Below are 17653 nucleotides of genomic sequence, written 5' to 3' on the forward strand. Positions count from 1 at the left end.
CCATGAGGAAACGAAACTCTGGCAAAGACAAGCTGATCACCGTCGCGCTGCATGTCGCTCTTGCGGCAGGGCTGTTCTTCGCGGCCTTCCCGATCTACTGGATGCTGAGCAGCTCGTTCAAGTCGAACACCGAAATCTTTGCCCTGCCGCCAACCATCCTGCCGAAGGCTTTCACGCTGGAAGCGTATGCCGCCATCCTTGGCGACCCGGTAAAGCTGCGCTTCTTCTTCAACAGCTACTTCGTGGCGGGAGCGGTGACCGTGCTGACGGTGCTGATCGCCTTGCTGGCGGCCTATGGGTTCAGCCGCTTCAACTTCCGCGGCAAGGGCAGCCTGAATACAATCATCATCAGCACGCAGACGATCCCGCCGATCACACTTTTGATCCCTTTCTTCGGGCTTGTCGTCTCGTACGGCATCTTCGACACCTATGTCGCGCTGATCCTGACTTACCTGGTGTTTACGCTGCCCTACGCGATCCTTTTGATGACAGGATATCTGAACACCTTGCCCCGCGATCTCGATGAAGCGGTGGCTGTCGACGGCGGTAGCAGTTGGACCGCACTCTGGCGGGTGATCGTCCCGATCTCGCTGCCCGGTATCGTGGCGACCTCGGTCTACACTTTCCTGCTGTGCTGGAACGAATTTCTCTTTGCGCTCACGCTGACCAAGTCGACCTCGATGCGCACCGTCCCGATCGGCATCCAGCTGTTGATGGGGCAGCACGCCTTCGAATGGAACCAGATGATGGCGATGAGCGTGCTCGGCTCGCTACCGCTCTTGCTCATCTACCTCGTTGCCCAGAGGTATTTCCTCGCCGGCATGACCGCGGGCTCGGTCAAATAAGATGTCGATCCCCAGGAGAACTGACCCGCGTATTGCAATCGATGATTGGACCCTGTCTGCTGGCAGGCGATATCGCCGCGGCCTCGTCCGTCATCACCGTTCCGCTACTCGTGTTGTTCTTCTAGCGCCACATCATCGCGGGGCGGCATCGAGAGTAAGCGGTATCAAGGAATGAAAGGATGAACGTGAAAGACCTCAAAGTCGGCTGCCAGACCTTCACCTGGGAAATGCTGGGAGACCGGTTTACCGGCGGTCCCGACGATCTGTTGAAGGCGATCGCCGATGGCGGCTATGCAGGCATCGAGATCACCGACACCATGATCGGCCGCTATGCCGGCAAGCCGGCCGAGTTCGCCGCTGCCCTAAAGTCGTCCGGGCTGACGCTCGTCTCCTTCGCCTTCGGCTCACGCAGCGGCTTTACGCTCAAGGATCAGATCAGCGCCGACCTCGACACCGCCAGGCGCTGGATCGATTTCGCCGCCGCCTTTCCCGGCGCGCTGGTGTCGATGGGCTCGGCGACCGTGGTGTCCGACGGACCGCGCGCCGACAAATTCGCTATTGCCGCCGAGGTATACAACAAGGCCGGCGAGCTCGGCCGCAAGGCTGGCGTCCAGGTGGCGGTGCATCCCAGTTCGCACCACAACACGCTGCTGTTCGACCGCGCCGACTACGACGCGATTTTTGCCTTGCTCGATCCCGACCTGGTCGGCTGGGTGCCGGACACCGGTCACATCCTGCGCGGCCACAAGGACATGGCCGACACGCTCACCACCTACCGTGACCGCATCCGCTACATCCACCTCAAGGACGTCGACGCCAGCGGCACCTGGGCGATGCTGGGCGAAGGCGTCTGCGACACACCTCAAGTCATCGAAATCGCCGGTACCGCGCCGCATTTCAACGGCTGGCTGGTGCTGGAAGAAGAATCCGACACGGCCGCCGCCGATCCGGCCGCGGCGGTCAAGACCAACCGCCAGACCATGCGCGGCTACGGGGCCTGAGCGATGATCAAGAAACAGGACAGACGCCTCAGGGTCGGCGTGCTCGGCTGCGGACCGATCGCGCAGTTCGCGCATCTGGAATCCTGCGTCAAGGCCGGCAATGCCGACCTCTACGCCATCTGCGACGCGGCCCCCGATCTGCTCGCCCGCATGGGCGCCACCTACGAACCGCAGAAGATGTATGCCGACTATGACGCCATGCTCGCCGATCCGGAGCTGGAAGCGGTGATCGTCGCTACGTCGGATGCCTATCACGTGCCGATGTCGATCAAGGCGCTCGATGCCGGCAAGCATGTTCTCTGCGAAAAGCCGATCGGCACCTCGGTGGAGGAAGGCGAGGCGCTGGCGGCGGCGGTCAGGCGCTCCGGCAAGGTGCTGCAGGTCGGCCACATGAAGCGCTTCGACCCGGCGCTGGAGGCCGCGCGCGACTTCGTCCGCGACGAGATGGGCGAGGTGCTGGCGCTGAAGGCCTGGTATTGCGATTCCACCCACCGCTACACCAACACCGATGCCGTGCAGCCGCTGCCCGTCACCAGCAAGCTGGCGAAAAAGCCGGCGGGAAATCCCAAGGCCGATCTCAGGCAATATTTTATGCTGGCGCACGGATCGCATCTGGTCGACACGGCCCGCTTCCTCTGTGGCGACATCGTCGCCGTGCGCGCCCGCCTCAACGAGCGCTTCGGCGCCTATTGCTGGTTTGTCGAGACTGAATTCGCCAGCGGCGCGCTCGGCCATCTCGATCTGACCGTCGCCGTGCGCATGGATTGGCACGAGGGCTTCCAGCTCTATGGCGAGAATGGCTCGGTCATCGCCAAGACCTTCAACCCCTGGTACTTCCGCGCCAGCGAGGTGGACATCTTCCATGAGAAGGACGCGACCTCGCGCAAACCGCTCGGCGCCGACGGCCATTTCTTCCGCCGCCAGCTCGAAGGCCTTGCCGACACCGTGCTCACTGGCGCGCCGATGCGCGGCGCCAATGTCGAGGACGGCATCGCCTCGATCCGCACCATGGTGGCCATTGCCCGCTCTGTTGTATCAGGCGAACGGGTTGAGCTCGCCTCGGTTTCGGGTGCCGTCTGATGCGCCTCGGCATCTTCGCCAAGACTTTTCCCGGCACCGACCCGGCCGTCGTGCTGGCCGCGGTCAAGCAGGCCGGATATGAGACGACGCAGTTCAATCTCGCCTGCGCCGGCCTGCCGTCGATGCCGGATGCGGTGCCGGCGGATGCCGTCGCTGCCATCCGCGCCGCCGTGCGGTCGTCAGGCGTTTCGCTCGCCGCGCTGTCGGGCACCTACAACATGGCGCATCCCGACAGGACGGTCCGCGACGAGGGCTTGAGGCGCTTGGGGGTGGTCATCGACACTGCCGCCGCCCTTGCCATCCCGTTGGTCACGCTCTGCACCGGCTCGCGCAATGCAGCCGACCAGTGGGCATATCATCCCGACAACGCCACACCGGCCGCCTGGTCCGACATGGCCGCCGAGATGGAAAAGGCGCTGGCGCTGGCCGAGACCGCAGGCGTGGATCTCGGCATCGAGCCTGAGCAGGCCAACATAGTCACTTCGGCGAGTGATGCGATGCGCCTGATCGCCGAGATGGGCTCGAAGCACCTGAAGATCGTGCTCGACCCGGCAAACCTGTTCGAGCACGCGACGCCGGACGAGGCGCGCACCATCGTCGCCGCCGCGATCGATGAAGCCGCCGGCCACATCGCCATGGCGCATGCCAAGGACCGGCACGGTGACGGACGCTTTGCCACCGCAGGGCAAGGCGTTGTCGACTTCCCGGATTTCGTCGCGCGGCTGAAGGGCGTGGGTTTCGATGGCGCGCTCGTCACGCACGGCTTGTCCGCCGACGAGGCTGCCGGCGTCGCCGCCTTCCTGCGAGGGTTGCTCTGATGGGCGCGGCGCCGACGATCATGCTGCGCGACGATGCAGCGCTCCTTGTCTTCGATACGGGGCAGGGCCTTCCCATCGTCTTCCAGCATGGTCTCGGCGGCGATGCCGCCCAGGTGGCTTTGAACTTTCCCGACAGCCCTTCGCGCCGGCGGCTGACCGTCGAATGCCGCGCGCAAGGCGGCGCCAGTGCCGGCAGCAAGCGTCCGTTCTCGATCGCGATGTTCGCCGATGATGTAATGAACGCGGCCGACGCAGCCGGAATGGAGCGTTTCGTCGCCGGCGGCATCTCGATGGGAGCGGCGATTGCGTTGCACCTGGCGGCCCGGCATCCCGATCGCGTCTCTGGCCTCGTACTGGTGCGCCCCGCCTGGGCCTTCGACGCGGCCCCGCAAAACATGCGCCCTTACGTCGAAGTGGCGCAACTCATCAACCGGCTTCCGGTGGACGAGGCACGCGCGGCCTTCACTTCCTCCGCGACTGCTGCCCGCTTTCGAGACGAGGCGCCGGACAATCTCGCCTCGCTGCTCGGCTTCTTCGCGCGCGAAAACGCGACCGTTTTTGCCGAGGTGATGCAGGCGATCGCCAATGATGGACCCGGCGTGACGCGAGCCGAAGCTGCCGGCCTTGCGATGCCCACGCTCGTCATCGGCAGCGGCATCGATCTCGTCCATCCCCTGGCGACCGCCCGCGAACTCGCTGAGACCATCCCCAAGGCGATCTTCACCGAGGTGACACCGAAGGCCACTGACAAGGATCGCCACTTCGCCGAAATCCGTGCCGCCATCGGCGGTTTTTTCGACAGAAATTTCAACAACCAGGACCAGTCATGATCTCGAAACCTTTGTCAGGCCCGGCCGCCATCGCCGCATTGCCGCGCGACCGTCTGATCGCCGAATTCTCCTCGTGGTCGGCCAATCTCGCCAATTTCGAGAGCGACCTCAAACGCATCGAACCCTATGTCGATCTGCACCACATCGACGTCGCGGACGGCCATTTCGCGCCGTCCTTCCTGTTTTTCCCCGATCTCGTCGCCCGCATTGCCAAGCTGACGGCCAAGCCCATCCATGTCCATCTGATGGTCGATGGGGCAATCGTCGAAGAACAGACGCGTCAGTTCATCGAGGCCGGCGCCGACATGATCAGCGTCCATGCCGAGAACGGCGAGGCGGGCCTGCGCGCGGTGCGGCTGGCGCGCGAACTCGGCGCCGAGGCCGGCGTCGTGCTGAGGCTGGAGACCCCGGTCGAGGCGGTGACGCCTTTCGTATCCGAGGTCGCTTTCGTAACGCTTCTCGGCACCGCGATCGGCGTCAAGGGCCAGGGCCTGTCGGAGAAAGCCTGTGACAGGCTGGGTGAGGCACGCGCCATCCTGCGAAAGGCCGGCCGCGAGGCGGCGGTGGTGCTCGCCGCCGACGGCGGCATCCGCCACGAAACCGTGCCGTTGCTGCGCGCCGCCGGCGCCGAGACGGTGGTTCTGGGTTCGCTCGCTTTCGGCGACAAGGATCTCGCCGGCCGCATCGGCTGGCTGCATGGTTTGAAGGTCGCGGCATGAACATCGAAGCCGCCCTCGCGATCGATCTTGGCGGCACGGAGCTTCGTGCCGCTTTGGTCGACCGTGACGGCAAGATCCTGGCCTTCGCGGCGGTGCCGACGCAGGCGCAGGCCGGCCCCGACGTGGTGATCGGCCAGATCGAGGCGCTGGCCGCGACCATCCATGCCGAGGCGCCGGCACTGTCGATCCTAGGCGTCGGCGTCGGCGCGCCGGGTCCGCTCGATCCGCTCGCCGGCATCGCCGTCGGACCGCCGACGCTGGCCGGCTGGCAGGACGTGCCGCTGGCCGACATACTCGAGCGCCGGCTCGGCCTGCCGGTACGGCTGGAGAACGACGCCAATGCGGCAGCGCTCGGCGAATGGCGTTTCGGCGCCGGCCACGGCGCTCGCTCGCTGGTCTTCGTCACCGTCTCGACCGGGATCGGCGGCGGTGTCGTTGCCGACGGCCGCATCCTGCACGGCCGCCGCGGCCTTGCCGCCGAGATCGGCCACATGACCATTACCAACGAAGGCGAACGCTGCGTGTGCGGCGTCGTCGGCTGCTTCGAGGCCATCGCCTCGGGTACAGCGCTCGGCCGCCGCGCCAACGCGGCGACGTCGCCCCTGGACGGCTCGACGCTGCGCCGCCTCTCGGCAAACGCCGAGGTGACCGGCCGCCACGTGGTCGAGGCGGCACGGCTGCAGGACGACCTCGCTGTGGCGCTGCTCGAGGAGGAAGCTCGCTGGCTGGGCGTCGGCTTCACCAACCTGTTGCATCTCTATTCGCCCGATGTGCTGGTCGTCGGCGGTGGCATCGCCAATGGCCTCGACCTGATGGCACCCGTCATCGGGGCGACCATCCGCCAGCGCGCCATGCGCGCCTATCGCGACGTGCCGGTGGTCCAGGCCCAGCTCGGCCGCCACGCCGGACTGGTCGGCGCGGCCAGCCTCGTCCTGTTCGACGATGGCGGCACATTGGCGGCTCCCATGCCTGCCGGCCCAAGCACATATCCGGAGAGGAGGAGGGACTTCAATGGCTGAGCTCAAGCTGCGCGGCCCTGTCTCGCGGCAAGCCGATCCGTCGCGCTGCGATCTTTTCGCTGCCGATGGCAAGGCCCTGCCACTCCCGCGCAAAGCCGTCTGACAGCGATGACACATGAAAATGGCCGCAAGCGGCGTGCTTGCGGCCATGGTCCTTGGCATGAAGCCGTGGATCACTCGGCGGGAACGATGTCCGCCGGCAGGCTGTCGTCGGCCGTGCCAGCCAGTGCCCGGGCCAGCTTGGCTTCGTCGAGCTCGCCTTCCCAGCGCGCCACGACCAGCGTCGCCACCGCATTGCCGACGAAGTTGGTCAGCGCCCGGCATTCCGACATGAAGCGGTCGACGCCGAGGATCAGCGCCATGCCGGCGACCGGCACGGAGGGAACCACCGAAAGCGTTGCGGCAAGGGTAATGAAGCCGGCCCCGGTGATGCCGGCGGCACCCTTCGAGGACAGCATCGCCACCAGCAGCAGCAGGATCTGGTCCGATATCGACAGATGGATGTTCGTCGCCTGGGCGATGAACAGCGCCGCCAGCGTCATGTAGATGTTGGTGCCGTCGAGATTGAAGGAATAGCCGGTCGGGATGACCAGCCCGACCACCGAGCGCTTGGCGCCGGCCTTTTCCATCTTCTCCATCAGCGAGGGCAGGGCGGCTTCCGAGGACGATGTTCCGAGCACCAGCAGCAGCTCTTCCTTGATGTAGCGGATGAGCGACAGGATCGAGAAGCCGTTGTAGCGGCAGACCGCACCCAGCACGACGAAGACGAACAGGAACGAGGTCGCGTAGAAAGTGCCGACCAGCATGGCGAGGTTGATGACCGAGCCGATGCCGTATTTGCCGATGGTGAAGGCCATGGCGCCGAACGCGCCGATCGGGGCTGCCTTCATCAGCACGCTGACCAGCTTGAACATCGGCGCCATCAGTGCCTGCAGGAAGTTGAGCACCGGCGCACCCCGGTCGCCGACCAGCGCCAGCGCGATGCCGAACAGCACCGAGAAGAACAGCACCTGCAGGATGTCGCCATCGGCGAAGGCGCCGACGATCGTGCCGGGGATGATGTTCATCAGGAAGCCGGTGACAGACTGGTCATGTGCCTTGGCGGCGTAGGTGTTGACGGTCGACGCGTCGAGCGTCGCCGGGTCGATGTTGAAGCCGGCGCCCGGCTGCACGACATTGGCCACGACAAGGCCGATGATCAGCGCCAGCGTCGAGAAGGTGAGGAAGTAAAGCATCGCCTTGCCGGCGACGCGGCCGACCTTCTGCAGGTCGCTCATGCCGGCGATGCCGGTTGCGACCGTCAGGAAGATGACCGGCGCGATGATCATCTTGACCAGCTTGATGAAGGCGTCGCCGAGTGGCTTCATGCTCTCCCCGATCGACGGATAGTAGTGGCCAAGCAGGATGCCGACGGTGATCGCCACCAGCACCTGGACGTAAAGCTGGGCATAGAGGGGCTTGCGCTGCGCGGCGGGCGCGGCGGATTGGTCTGCGATATGCATCGAACTCTCCCTGGCCGGAAGGGACGAACATGCGCCGTCCTGCGTGACTTCTCCCATCGCGGCGCTCCGGTTGCCCGCCGCTGGAAGAACTTTTGCAAGCGCCGTGCCAAATCGGAGGAAGGCCGGAATCCCCGGGTTTCGGCCGTTCCTGCCCCCGCTTTCGACGGAGACGTGTGCGGATTTCCGCACACGTCTTGTTTGCCCTGGCGGAATTTCGCATTAGACTGGGGGCCAAAGCCGTGCAGGGAAGGGAGAGGGCCGACGCCGCGACAGCGCATCGATAGCGAAACCCCTGGGTTTGCCGGCCGCGACCTGTTGCGCGAAGCGGTAGCGCGCCTGCGTGATGGCCGTTGGCTGCTTGCGGCAATCGCGCTCGCGGTGCTGGCCGGCGCGGTTGCCATTGCCGGCCGCATCGCCGCGGGCCAGGCGGCCGGCGAGCTGCGCGATGGGGCACTGGCCGCCTTGCCCCTGGCGGCGGGAACCTTGACCGGCGAAATCGAAAAGCAGCGTCTCGTGCCGCTGGTGCTGGCGCGCGACGATGCGGTGCGCGATGCGCTGCGCCGCGCCGGGAAGGTCGAGGAAACGGCTCTCGACGCCAAGCTGAAGGCGATAGCCGGCGATGCATTGGCCTCGGCCATCTATGTCATCGACACTGCGGGCATCGCGATATCGGCCAGCAATGCCGGCCAGCCGGACAGCTTTGTCGGCATCGACTATAATTTTCGCCACTATTTCACCGATGCAATGGCCAAGGGCGCTGCCAGTCAGTACGGCCTCGGCACGATCAGCGGCAAGCCGGGACTCTACCTCGCCGGCCGTGTCGACGATGCCGGCAAACCGCTTGGCGTCGCGGTCCTGAAGGTCGAACTCGGCGGTGTCGAAGCCAATTGGCGCGCAAGCGGCTTTCGCGTTTTCGTCACCGACGAGCGCGGCATCGTTCTGGCCACCAGCCAGCCCGACTGGCGGTTCCATGCGCTGGCGCCGCTCTCCGCCGCGGATGCAGCCGCCGCGCATGCCCAGCTTCAGTTGGACGCAGCCTTCGAACCGCTGCCGATACGGCGTGGCGCCGGTGATGGCCTGGCGACAATCGAGGAGGCTGGAAAATCGCGCCGGTTCGTCGAGGTGGTGCAGGACTTGCCTGGTGCCGTCCCCGGTTGGCGCCTATGGTTGCTGACGCCCGCCGATGCCGCCCTGACCGCCGCCGCCAACACGGCGCGCCTGACGACGCTGCTCGGGCTGTTGTTGACGGGCTTGCTTGCCTATGTGCTCACCCGGCGCCGCCGCACAAGCCGGCTGCGGCAGGAGGCGCTGGCCCGCATGAACATCGAGCTGGAGAGCCGGGTCAGCACAAGGACGGCCGAATTGACGCGATCGAATACGGCGCTTGCCGGCGAAATCGCCGAGCGCGAAAACGCCGAGGCCAAGGTCCGCCGGCTCCGCGACGATCTCGCCCAGGCCAACAGGCTCTCCATCCTCGGCCAGATCGCCGCCGGCGTCGCGCATGAAATCAACCAGCCGGTCGCCGCCATCCGTACCTATGCCGAGAATGCCGGCCGCTTTCTCGACGCCGGCAAGACCGAACCGGCGAGCGGCAATCTGACGTCGATCGTCTCGATGACCGAACGCATCGGCGCCATCACCAGCACCTTGCGCAGTTTCGCCCGCCGGCCCGGCGTCGCGGCATCGCCACTGCCGGTGCGTGAGGCGATCGAAGGTGCGCTGTCGCTCCTGTCCGGCCGCATCCGCGATTCCGGCGTCACCATCGTCAAGCCGCGCGGCACCGCCTCGCCATTGGTGATGGCGAGCCGCATCCGGCTGGAGCAGATCCTCGTCAACCTGTTGCAGAACGCGCTGGACGCCATGAAGGACCGGCCCGATCCCCGCATCGAGATCGACCTCGCCGAACGTGACGACCGGGTGCTGATTTCGGTGCGCGACAATGGTCCCGGCCTCGGGCCGGAAGCCGCCGGAAATCTGTTCATGCCGTTCCAGACCACCAAGGAGAAGGGGCTTGGGCTCGGCCTGGTGATCTCGCAAGAGATCGCCCAGGAATTGGGCGGCACGCTGCGGCTCGACCCCGACACCGCCGGCGGCGCATCCTTCACCATCGACTTGAGGCGGATCGAATGACCGAGGGATCAGGGCTGGTGGCGCTCGTCGACGACGATGCCGACCTGCTGCATGCCACCACGCAACTGCTCGAACTTGCCGGTTTCACGGTCATTGCACTGAAGGCCGCCGAAGCGGCGCTCGGCGTTGTCGACCAGAGTTTCGAAGGCGTGGTGGTCAGCGATATCCGCATGCCCGGCATGAACGGTCTGCAGCTCTTCGACCGCGTCAAGGCAGTTGACGCCGACTTGCCGGTGATCCTGGTTACCGGGCATGGCGATGTCGATCTTGCGGTCGCCGCGCTCAAGGATGGCGTCTACGATTTCATCCCGAAACCCTATGCGGCGGAGCGCTTGGTCGAGGCGCTGAAACGGGCATCGGAGAAGCGGCGGCTGGTGATGGAAAACCGGCGGCTGCGCGAAGCCGCGGCACTTGCCGCCGACGGTATGCCGTTGATCGGCGAGGCGCCCGCCATCCGCCGATTGCGCGAGACCTTGCGCCAGATCGCCGACATGGATGTCGACGTGCTGGTGGAAGGCGAGACGGGAACCGGCAAGGAAGTGGTGGCCGACCTCCTGCACAGATGGGGCAGGCGCCGTGCAAAGCCGTTCGTGGCGCTGAACTGCGGCGCCCTGCCGGAGACCGTCATCGAGAGCGAACTGTTCGGTCACGAGGCCGGCGCGTTCACCGGCGCGCAGCGGCGACGCATCGGCCGCGTCGAGCACTCCAGCGGCGGCACGCTGTTTCTCGACGAGATCGAATCCATGCCGCCGGCCCTGCAGGTCAAGCTCTTGCGGGTGCTGGAAACGCGCAGCCTCACCCCGCTCGGCTCGAACGAGACACGGCGCCTCGATCTCAGGGTCGTCGCGGCGACCAAGGTCGATCTCGGCCGGCCGGATCAACGCGGCGATTTCCGCGAGGACCTCTATTTCCGCCTCAACGTGGTGACGCTGCGCATCCCGCCCCTGCGCGAGCGGCGCGGCGATATCCCGATGCTGTTCGGCCATTTCCTCGGCAAGGCCGCGGAACGCTTCGGCCGGCCTGTCGGCAAGGTGAATGCCGCCGTGAGCGATTATCTCCAGTCGCACGACTGGCCGGGCAATGTGCGTGAACTCGCGCATTTCGCCGATCGTGTCGCGCTCGGCCTTGGGCCCGATGACGAGGCCGGCGCGAGCCCCGCGCGGCCGGGGCCTGCCGCCGCGCTGCCCGAAAGGGTTGGGCAGTACGAGGCGCAGCTCATCCGCGACGCGCTACGCGACCATGGCGGCGACGTGCGCGGCGCCATCGACGCGCTCGGCGTGCCGCGCAAGACGTTCTACGACAAGCTCAAGCGCTATGGCATCGCCGCATCCCACTTCCGCCCCTCTTGATGCTTCCAACCGTGCAAACCGGAAAAACCATGAACACCACGCTCGAGACGACCGCCAATCCCATACCGGAAGACCTCGCCTTTCTCGGCGAGCGCCTGACGGCGTTCAACGACAGCGATGTCGGGGCTTCCCAGAGGAAGGCGCTGGCGGTGTTCGTCCGCGACGAGGATGGCGCGATCGTCGCCGGGATCTCCGGCTATACCGCCTGGGGCTGGCTCTATGTGCAATGGCTGTGGGTCGATGAAAGGCTGCGCGGCCGGCACATGGCTGGCCAGATGCTCGAGGCGGCCGAACAGGAAGCCGTGGCGCGCGGCTGCCACGGCGCGTTGATCGACACCTTCAACCCGAACGCCGACAAGGTCTACCAACGGCAAGGCTACCAGCCTTTCGGCACGCTTGCCGATTTCCCCGTCGGCCGCAGCCGCATCTTCCTGCAGAAGAAGCTGTCGCCCGCCTAGCCGGCGAGCTTACCGCCGCGCATGGGCTGCGGCGCCCCGGTGGTGCTTGGGAAACTGATCGGCAGACCGCGCAGGACGCGGACCGCGAGAAAAGCAAAACACTCCGCCTCCACTGCGTCGCCACTCCAGCCGAGGCTTTCGGCCAGCACCACCTCGACGCCGGCGCGGCTGGCCAGCATCGCCATCATCGTCGGGTTGTGGCGGCCGCCGCCACTGACCACCAGCTTCCTCGGCCGGCTGGGCAGGAGGTCGAGCGCCTTGCCTACGGCGCCGGCCGTGAAGGCGGTGAGCAGGGCGGCACCATCCTCGGCATCGAGGCCATCGGCCATGGCGGCGCCGAAGTCGAAACGATCCAGCGATTTCGGATAGGGCTTGCTCAGATAGGGATGAAGCAACAGCCTGGCGAGCCGGGCTTCGTCCACCTTGCCCGCGCTGCCCAGCGCGCCGTCGCGGTCCATTTCGCCGAGCCCTTTCGACTTGATGAAATCGTTGAGCGGCGCGTTGGCGGGGCCGGTGTCGAAGGCGATGACATTGTCGGCGCCGTCCCACCAGGTGATGTTGGCGACGCCGCCGAGATTGAGCACGGCCACCTCGCCACTGGCGCCGGCGCTGCGCATCAGCGCGGTGTGATAGGCCGCGGCCAGTGGCGCGCCTTGCCCGCCGGCGCGCATGTCGGCCGAGCGGAAATCATAGGCAACCTTGGTGCCCAATATCTCATGCATCAGCTCACCATCGCCGAGCTGCCGGGTCTGGCCGAGCCGTCCGACCTGCGGCGCCCGATGCAGCACGGTCTGGCCGTGGAAGCCGACGACGCCGATCTCGGCCATCGTCATGCCGTGGCCCTCGACCAATTCCTTGACCGCTGCCGACTGCGCGCGCGTCAACGCCTCTTCGGCCTTGCGGAAGATCGCCGGTTCAGGTCCGACAAAATTCCAGGCCCTGGCCGCCGTCAGCGTCTCTTCCAGCAAGGAGCGGATGGACGCGGGATAAGGCATCAGCCGGTAGGTGCCGAAATCGTCGATCCGCTCGCCGTCGGTCTTGATCAGCGCCACGTCGATGTTGCCGTCAAGTACGGTGCCGGTCATCAGGCCGACGGCCCAGATTGGTTCCATGGTCGCTTCCTAGTCCCTGTTGATGAGATCGCCGACCGTCTGCCGCAGCGAAACGATGCCGCTGTCGAAATGACGTGTCGGATGAATGCGGTTGGTGAGCAAGGTCCAGGCCTTGCCCCTGTCGAAGTCGATCCACAGCCCGGTGCCGGTAAAGCCGGTATGGCCGATCGTCCCCGGGCTGCACAGCGCACCGCCGGACCACCCTTCATAAGGGCGTTCCCAGCCATGGGTGCGGGTGGCCGACAAGGGCGTGCGCATCAGCGAGATCGAGCGCTCAGATGCGCCGGTGCCGTCCACCAGCCCTTGCGCGAAATCGAGCACCGAAGCGGCCGTGCCGAACAGGCCGGCATGACCGGCGCCCTGCAGGGCCGAGCAATTGTCGTCATGCACTTCGCCGCAGAGCACGCGATGGCGCCAGGTGCAGTCCTCGGTCGCGGCGGCGGCATCGGGTTCCGCGAACCAGGCAAAACCCGGCCCGGCCTCCAGGTCGCGGATGCTCTTGCCCGACAGCCGCTCCAACGCGAAGCCGAGCAGGATGAAGTTGATGTCTGAATAGACGGGGTCACGGGCTCGCCATTCGCGCTGCAGGATGAAGGCGCGCAGCAGTTCGGGGTCGCGTCCATAGGTGTAGATCGGCTCGACCGCCGGGAAGGGCGTCTGGTGACCGAGACACTGGCGGAAGGTCACCTTCCGCTCCCAGGCGTTCGCGTCATACTGGCGAAGGTCGGGAAGCACGGTGATCAGCGGCGCGTCGAGATCGATGGTGCCGTCCTGCGCCAGCGCCAGGATGCGTGGCGTAGTGAAGATCACCTTGGTCAGGGACGCCAGGTCGAAGCAGGTGTTTTCCCGCATCAGCCTGACCTTGGGCACGAGCTGTGCCGAGCCGATTGCGCGGACGATGCGGTGGCCGTCTCTGTCGACAATGCCGAGCACACCGCCAGGGATACGCTTGGAGGCCACCGCGGCTTCCAGCGGCGCGAATGCGCGATCGAAGAGTTGGGCGAGGTCGCTCAATGCCGGCCTCCTTCGGAGAAGTAGCGCTCTACGGCGCCCCCCTCTGTCCTGCCGGACATCTCCCCCTCTAGGGGGGAGATTGGCAGTTCGTGCGCGGCGCCAGCCCTCAGACGTTGAAGATTGGCGAAGGCCAATGTGTCATCCGATCTCCCCCCTAGAGGGGGAGATGCCCGGCAGGGCAGAGGGGGGCGCTGTCCCGCTGACATGTCTAGGTTTCCATCCTCACTTTGTGATCCGCCCCAAACTGCTCCCATCTGGCCGGCGCCGGCTCAAATCCCTGCGGCCTGACCAGCGAAGGCACCTGACGCGTGTCGATCTCGAAATGCTCGTGCCGCCGATCGATCGCAGGAACGGCTGATATCAGCTTCTTCGTATAGGAATGCCGCGGCTGCGACAGCACGGACTGCGCGTCGCCGATCTCGACGATCTGGCCGGCATAGATGACGGCGATGCGGTGCGCGATCCGTTCGACGACGGCCATGTCGTGCGAGATGAACAGATAAGCCAGCCCAAACTCGCGCTGCAGGTCGACCAGCAGCTCCAGCACCTTCGCCTGCACCGAGACATCGAGCGCCGAAACCGCTTCATCGAGAACGACGACGGACGGGTTGAGCATCAGCGCGCGGGCGATGCACAGCCTTTGCCGCTGGCCGCCGGAGAATTCATGCGGATAGCGCTCGAGGCTGTTCTTGGGCAGGCCGACGCGTTCGAGCAGGCTCGCCATCCTGGCCCGTGTTTGGGCATCCACCCGCCCACCGGTGGCGATCACCGGTTCGGCCAGGATGCTCTCGACGGTGAGCCTCGGGTTGAGCGAAGCATACGGGTTCTGGAACACCATCTGCACGGGCTTGGCGCTGCGCTCCGCCGACGCCAGTCGGCTGGCGACGGAGAAACTGCCACGCGTCGATCGCACCAACCCCAGCACCGCCTTGGCGGTGGTGGATTTGCCGGAGCCGCTCTCGCCGACGATGGCCAGCGTCTCGCCTTGCATGAGGTCGAAGTCGACGCCGTCGACGGCATGCACCGCGCCGGTCGCGCGACTGAAGAAACTGCTCTTGAGCGGAAACCGCACCACGAGCCCATCGACCTTCAAGGCCGGTTGCGTGTTCGCGCCCTTGTCGCGCAGCCCGTCCGCGCGCGTGGACCGACCGCTGGCGAAATGCGGCACGTCCTGCAGCAGATGCTGCGTGTAGGGATGCTGGGGGCTGTCGAGGATCTGGTTCAGTTCGCCGTGTTCGACAGCCTGGCCGTTCTGCATCACCATCACCTTGTCGGCGATGCCGGCGACCAGGCCGATATCGTGGGTGATGAAGATCATTGACATGCCGCTTTCGCGCTTCAGCTCGGCCAGCAGCGCCATGATCTGTGCCTGCACCGTCACGTCGAGCGCCGTCGTCGGCTCGTCGGCGATCAGCAGGCGCGGATTGCAGGCGAGCGCAATGGCAATCATCACCCTTTGCAGCATGCCGCCGGACAGCTGGTTGGGCGTGTATTTCAGCCGTCGCGCGGCATCGGGAATGCGCACGCGGTCGAGCGCGTCCCTGGCTGCCGCCGTGGCTTGCCGGCCCGTCAGCCCGCGATGCAGCCGGAACGATTCCTCGATCTGCGTGCCGATGGTCAGCACCGGGTTGAGCGACGTCATCGGTTCCTGGAAGATCATGCCGATTTCGGCGCCGCGAATGCCGGTCAGTTGTGGCTCGGTTGCGGTCGCCAACTCGAAGATGGTCCCATCGGCCCGCTTCAGCTTCATCGAGCCGCCGGTGATGCGGCCGCCGCCGAAGTCGACGAGCCGGTTGATCGACAGCGCGGTGACGGATTTGCCCGAGCCGCTCTCGCCGACAATGGCCAGCGTCTCGCCGTCGGCGACATCGAAACTGACGCCGCGCACCACTTCGTTGGCCTGGGGATTGCGGCCGAAGCCGACGCGCAGGTCTAAAACCGAGAGGAGCGGGGTCATGCCAACGCCCTTCGCATCTTCGGGTCGAGAATGTCGCGCAAGGCGTCGCCCAGCAGGTTGAAGCCCAGAATGCTGATCATGATCGCCAGGCCCGGGAAGATCATCAGCCAGGGCGCTGTCTCCATCAAATTGCGACTGTCGCTCAGCATCAGGCCGAGCGAGGCGGCGGGCGGCTGCGTGCCGAGGCCAAGGAAACTCAAGCCGGCTTCCGTCAGCAACGCCCAGGCGAGCGCCAGCGTCACCTGCACGGTCAAGGGCGCCACAAGGTTGAGCAGCAGATGCCGCGTCACGATGTAGGACGAGCTGCTGCCGAAGGTACGCGCCGCATCGACGAACTCGCGTGTCTTGAGCGACAGCGCGGGGCCGCGAACCACCCGCGTGAAGATCGGCGTGTAGACGATGCCGATGGCCACCACGCTGGTCCAGGTGCCCGGCCCGGCAACGGTAACGATGAGCAGCGCCAGCAGGATCGCCGGGAAGGCCAGCAGCACATCCATGACCCGCATCACCACGCCGTCCCAGCGGCGGCCGAGCCAGGCGGCGGCAAGCCCCAGAACCGTTCCGGCAAGGGTGGCGAAGGCCACCGAGAAGAAGGCGACCGTGAAGGACTGGCCAATGCCCGCCATGAGGCGGCTGGCCACGTCGCGGCCGAACAGGTCGGTGCCCATCCAGTAGGCGGCGCTCGGCCCATGCAGCCGGTCGATGCGGTATTGCGTGATCGGATTGTGCGGCGTCAGGCCGAACAGGCCAAGGATGGCGAGCAGCAGATAGACGCATACGATGACGCCGCCGATGCGGCCGCTGCCATGCCGGAAGACGGCGCGCAGGATGCGCATCACTGTTCCCCAAGCCGGATGCGTGGATCGAGCGCGACATAGGCGAGGTCGACCAGGAGATTGACGATCATGAAGTTGAAGGCGATGAACAGCACGCTGCCCTGCACCAGCGCGTAGTCGCGCTGCAGGATGGCGTCGAGCACCATGCGTCCGAGGCCGGGCAGGGCATAGATCTGCTCGACGATGACCGCGCCTCCCAGCAGATAGCCGAACTCGATGCCGCTCAGCGTCACCACCGGGATCAGCGCGTTGGGCAAGGCATGCCGCCAGATGACGCTGCGCGCCGAGGCGCCCTTGCTGCGCGCGGTTCGCACATAATCGTCGCTCAGCACGTCGAGCATGGCGGAACGGGCTATGCGGGTGACGGACGCCGCGAAGGCGAAGCCGAGCGTGATGGCGGGCAGGATCAACTGGCTGAGATTGCGCAAGGGATCCTGCCAGAGCGGCGCGAATTCGCCCATCGCCGGCAGTACGCCGAAGCCTGCCGAAAGCGTGTAGATGATCAGCAGTCCAAGCACGAAGCTCGGCGTCGACTGGCCGATCATGGCGACGATGCGCACCCCGAGATCGGACGGTTTTTCATTGTGCGTGGCGGCGTAGATGCCTGCCGGCATGCCGACCAGGAGCGCGATGATCATGGAGAGCACAGCTAGCTCCAGCGTCAGCGGAAAGCGCTCGAGGATAACGTCGAGAACGGGCCTGCCATAGGTGACGGAGATGCCGAAATTACCGTGCAGGATGCCGCCGATCCAGCGCCAGTACTGGATGAACCAGGGCTGGTCGATGCCGAAATAGGCGGCGAGCGAATCCCGCTGTGCCGGCGTCAGCAGGCCGGCTTCGGTGCCCAGCATCGCCGTGATCGAATCGCCGGGCACCATCCTGATCGCGACGAAGACCAGGATGGACACGCCAAGCAGGACGAGAGGAAACGTCGCCAGCCGTCGCAAGAGATAGTCCACGCGAAGAAGTCCTCTCGTCCAATG

General features: G+C 65.9%; 16 protein-coding genes. 10 read left to right on the plus strand and 6 right to left on the minus strand.

Annotation, left to right across the window (positions count from 1 at the left end):
* The first annotated feature begins 2 nt into the window (after positions 1–2).
* The 7 genes from EN851_RS18175 to EN851_RS18205 all read left to right on the plus strand — a co-directional run bounded on the left by EN851_RS18175 (position 3) and on the right by EN851_RS18205 (position 6312).
* Entirely contained in the window at positions 3–845 is an 843-nt protein-coding gene (locus tag EN851_RS18175) for a carbohydrate ABC transporter permease (RefSeq protein ID WP_127870598.1), read from the plus strand.
* A gap of 179 nt (positions 846–1024) precedes the next feature.
* Positions 1025–1846 carry a sugar phosphate isomerase/epimerase gene (locus EN851_RS18180; RefSeq protein WP_135929746.1) on the plus strand — a complete coding sequence of 274 codons (822 nt, stop codon included), beginning with the start codon at positions 1025–1027 and terminating at the stop codon, positions 1844–1846.
* Positions 1847–1849: 3 nt separating this feature from the next.
* Complete coding sequence (locus EN851_RS18185) at positions 1850–2926, plus strand: Gfo/Idh/MocA family oxidoreductase (protein ID WP_127870600.1); 1077 nt, start codon at positions 1850–1852, stop codon at positions 2924–2926.
* A complete protein-coding gene (locus tag EN851_RS18190; protein ID WP_127870601.1) occupies positions 2926–3744 on the plus strand; it encodes a sugar phosphate isomerase/epimerase in 819 nt (272 codons plus the stop codon). The genes EN851_RS18185 and EN851_RS18190 overlap by 1 nt, the downstream gene beginning before the upstream one ends.
* On the plus strand, positions 3744–4574 hold the full coding sequence (locus EN851_RS18195) for an alpha/beta hydrolase (protein WP_135929747.1): 831 nt from the start codon (positions 3744–3746) through the stop codon (positions 4572–4574). Before EN851_RS18190 ends, EN851_RS18195 begins: the two co-directional genes overlap by 1 nt.
* Positions 4571–5293, plus strand: a complete 723-nt coding sequence (locus EN851_RS18200) for a ribulose-phosphate 3-epimerase (RefSeq protein WP_135929748.1) — start codon at positions 4571–4573, stop codon at positions 5291–5293. Before EN851_RS18195 ends, EN851_RS18200 begins: the two co-directional genes overlap by 4 nt.
* A complete protein-coding gene (locus EN851_RS18205; protein ID WP_135865173.1) occupies positions 5290–6312 on the plus strand; it encodes an ROK family protein in 1023 nt (340 codons plus the stop codon). Before EN851_RS18200 ends, EN851_RS18205 begins: the two co-directional genes overlap by 4 nt.
* A gap of 173 nt (positions 6313–6485) precedes the next feature.
* On the opposite strand, the gene EN851_RS18210 is transcribed toward EN851_RS18205, so the two are convergent.
* Positions 6486–7814, minus strand: coding sequence for a dicarboxylate/amino acid:cation symporter (locus EN851_RS18210; protein WP_127280707.1), 1329 nt, complete (start codon positions 7812–7814; stop codon positions 6486–6488).
* 312 nt (positions 7815–8126) lie between these two features.
* Between EN851_RS18210 and EN851_RS18215 the strand changes: the two genes are divergently transcribed.
* From EN851_RS18215 to EN851_RS18225, 3 genes are read left to right on the plus strand one after another with little or no spacing between them, the layout of a single operon-like run.
* Positions 8127–9944: a sensor histidine kinase gene (locus EN851_RS18215; protein WP_135929882.1), complete on the plus strand. Its 1818-nt coding sequence runs from the start codon at positions 8127–8129 to the stop codon at positions 9942–9944.
* The gene (locus tag EN851_RS18220; RefSeq protein WP_135929749.1) at positions 9941–11293 is read left to right on the plus strand and encodes a sigma-54 dependent transcriptional regulator; all 1353 of its coding nucleotides are present in this window, start codon (positions 9941–9943) and stop codon (positions 11291–11293) included. Before EN851_RS18215 ends, EN851_RS18220 begins: the two co-directional genes overlap by 4 nt.
* Before the next feature lie 29 nt (positions 11294–11322).
* Positions 11323–11751, plus strand: a complete 429-nt coding sequence (locus EN851_RS18225) for a GNAT family N-acetyltransferase (protein WP_135881630.1) — start codon at positions 11323–11325, stop codon at positions 11749–11751.
* Here the strand turns inward: EN851_RS18225 and EN851_RS18230 are convergent.
* The 5 genes from EN851_RS18230 to EN851_RS18250 all read right to left on the minus strand — a co-directional run bounded on the left by EN851_RS18230 (position 11748) and on the right by EN851_RS18250 (position 17629).
* Positions 11748–12863, minus strand: coding sequence for an anhydro-N-acetylmuramic acid kinase (locus EN851_RS18230; RefSeq protein ID WP_135929750.1), 1116 nt, complete (start codon positions 12861–12863; stop codon positions 11748–11750). The two genes, EN851_RS18225 and EN851_RS18230, sit on opposite strands and share 4 nt — an antisense overlap.
* 9 nt (positions 12864–12872) lie before the next feature.
* Positions 12873–13877, minus strand: a complete 1005-nt coding sequence (locus EN851_RS18235; RefSeq protein WP_135929751.1) for a serine hydrolase — start codon at positions 13875–13877, stop codon at positions 12873–12875.
* 208 nt (positions 13878–14085) lie between these two features.
* On the minus strand, positions 14086–15834 hold the full coding sequence (locus EN851_RS18240; protein ID WP_135929752.1) for an ABC transporter ATP-binding protein: 1749 nt from the start codon (positions 15832–15834) through the stop codon (positions 14086–14088).
* Entirely contained in the window at positions 15831–16670 is an 840-nt protein-coding gene (locus EN851_RS18245; protein WP_135929753.1) for an ABC transporter permease, read from the minus strand. The genes EN851_RS18240 and EN851_RS18245 overlap by 4 nt, the downstream gene beginning before the upstream one ends.
* Positions 16670–17629, minus strand: coding sequence for an ABC transporter permease (locus tag EN851_RS18250; protein WP_127870609.1), 960 nt, complete (start codon positions 17627–17629; stop codon positions 16670–16672). The genes EN851_RS18245 and EN851_RS18250 overlap by 1 nt, the downstream gene beginning before the upstream one ends.
* Positions 17630–17653 lie beyond the last annotated feature (24 nt).

The sequence above is a fragment of the Mesorhizobium sp. M8A.F.Ca.ET.208.01.1.1 genome (assembly GCF_004791315.1).
GTDB lineage: Bacteria > Pseudomonadota > Alphaproteobacteria > Rhizobiales > Rhizobiaceae > Mesorhizobium.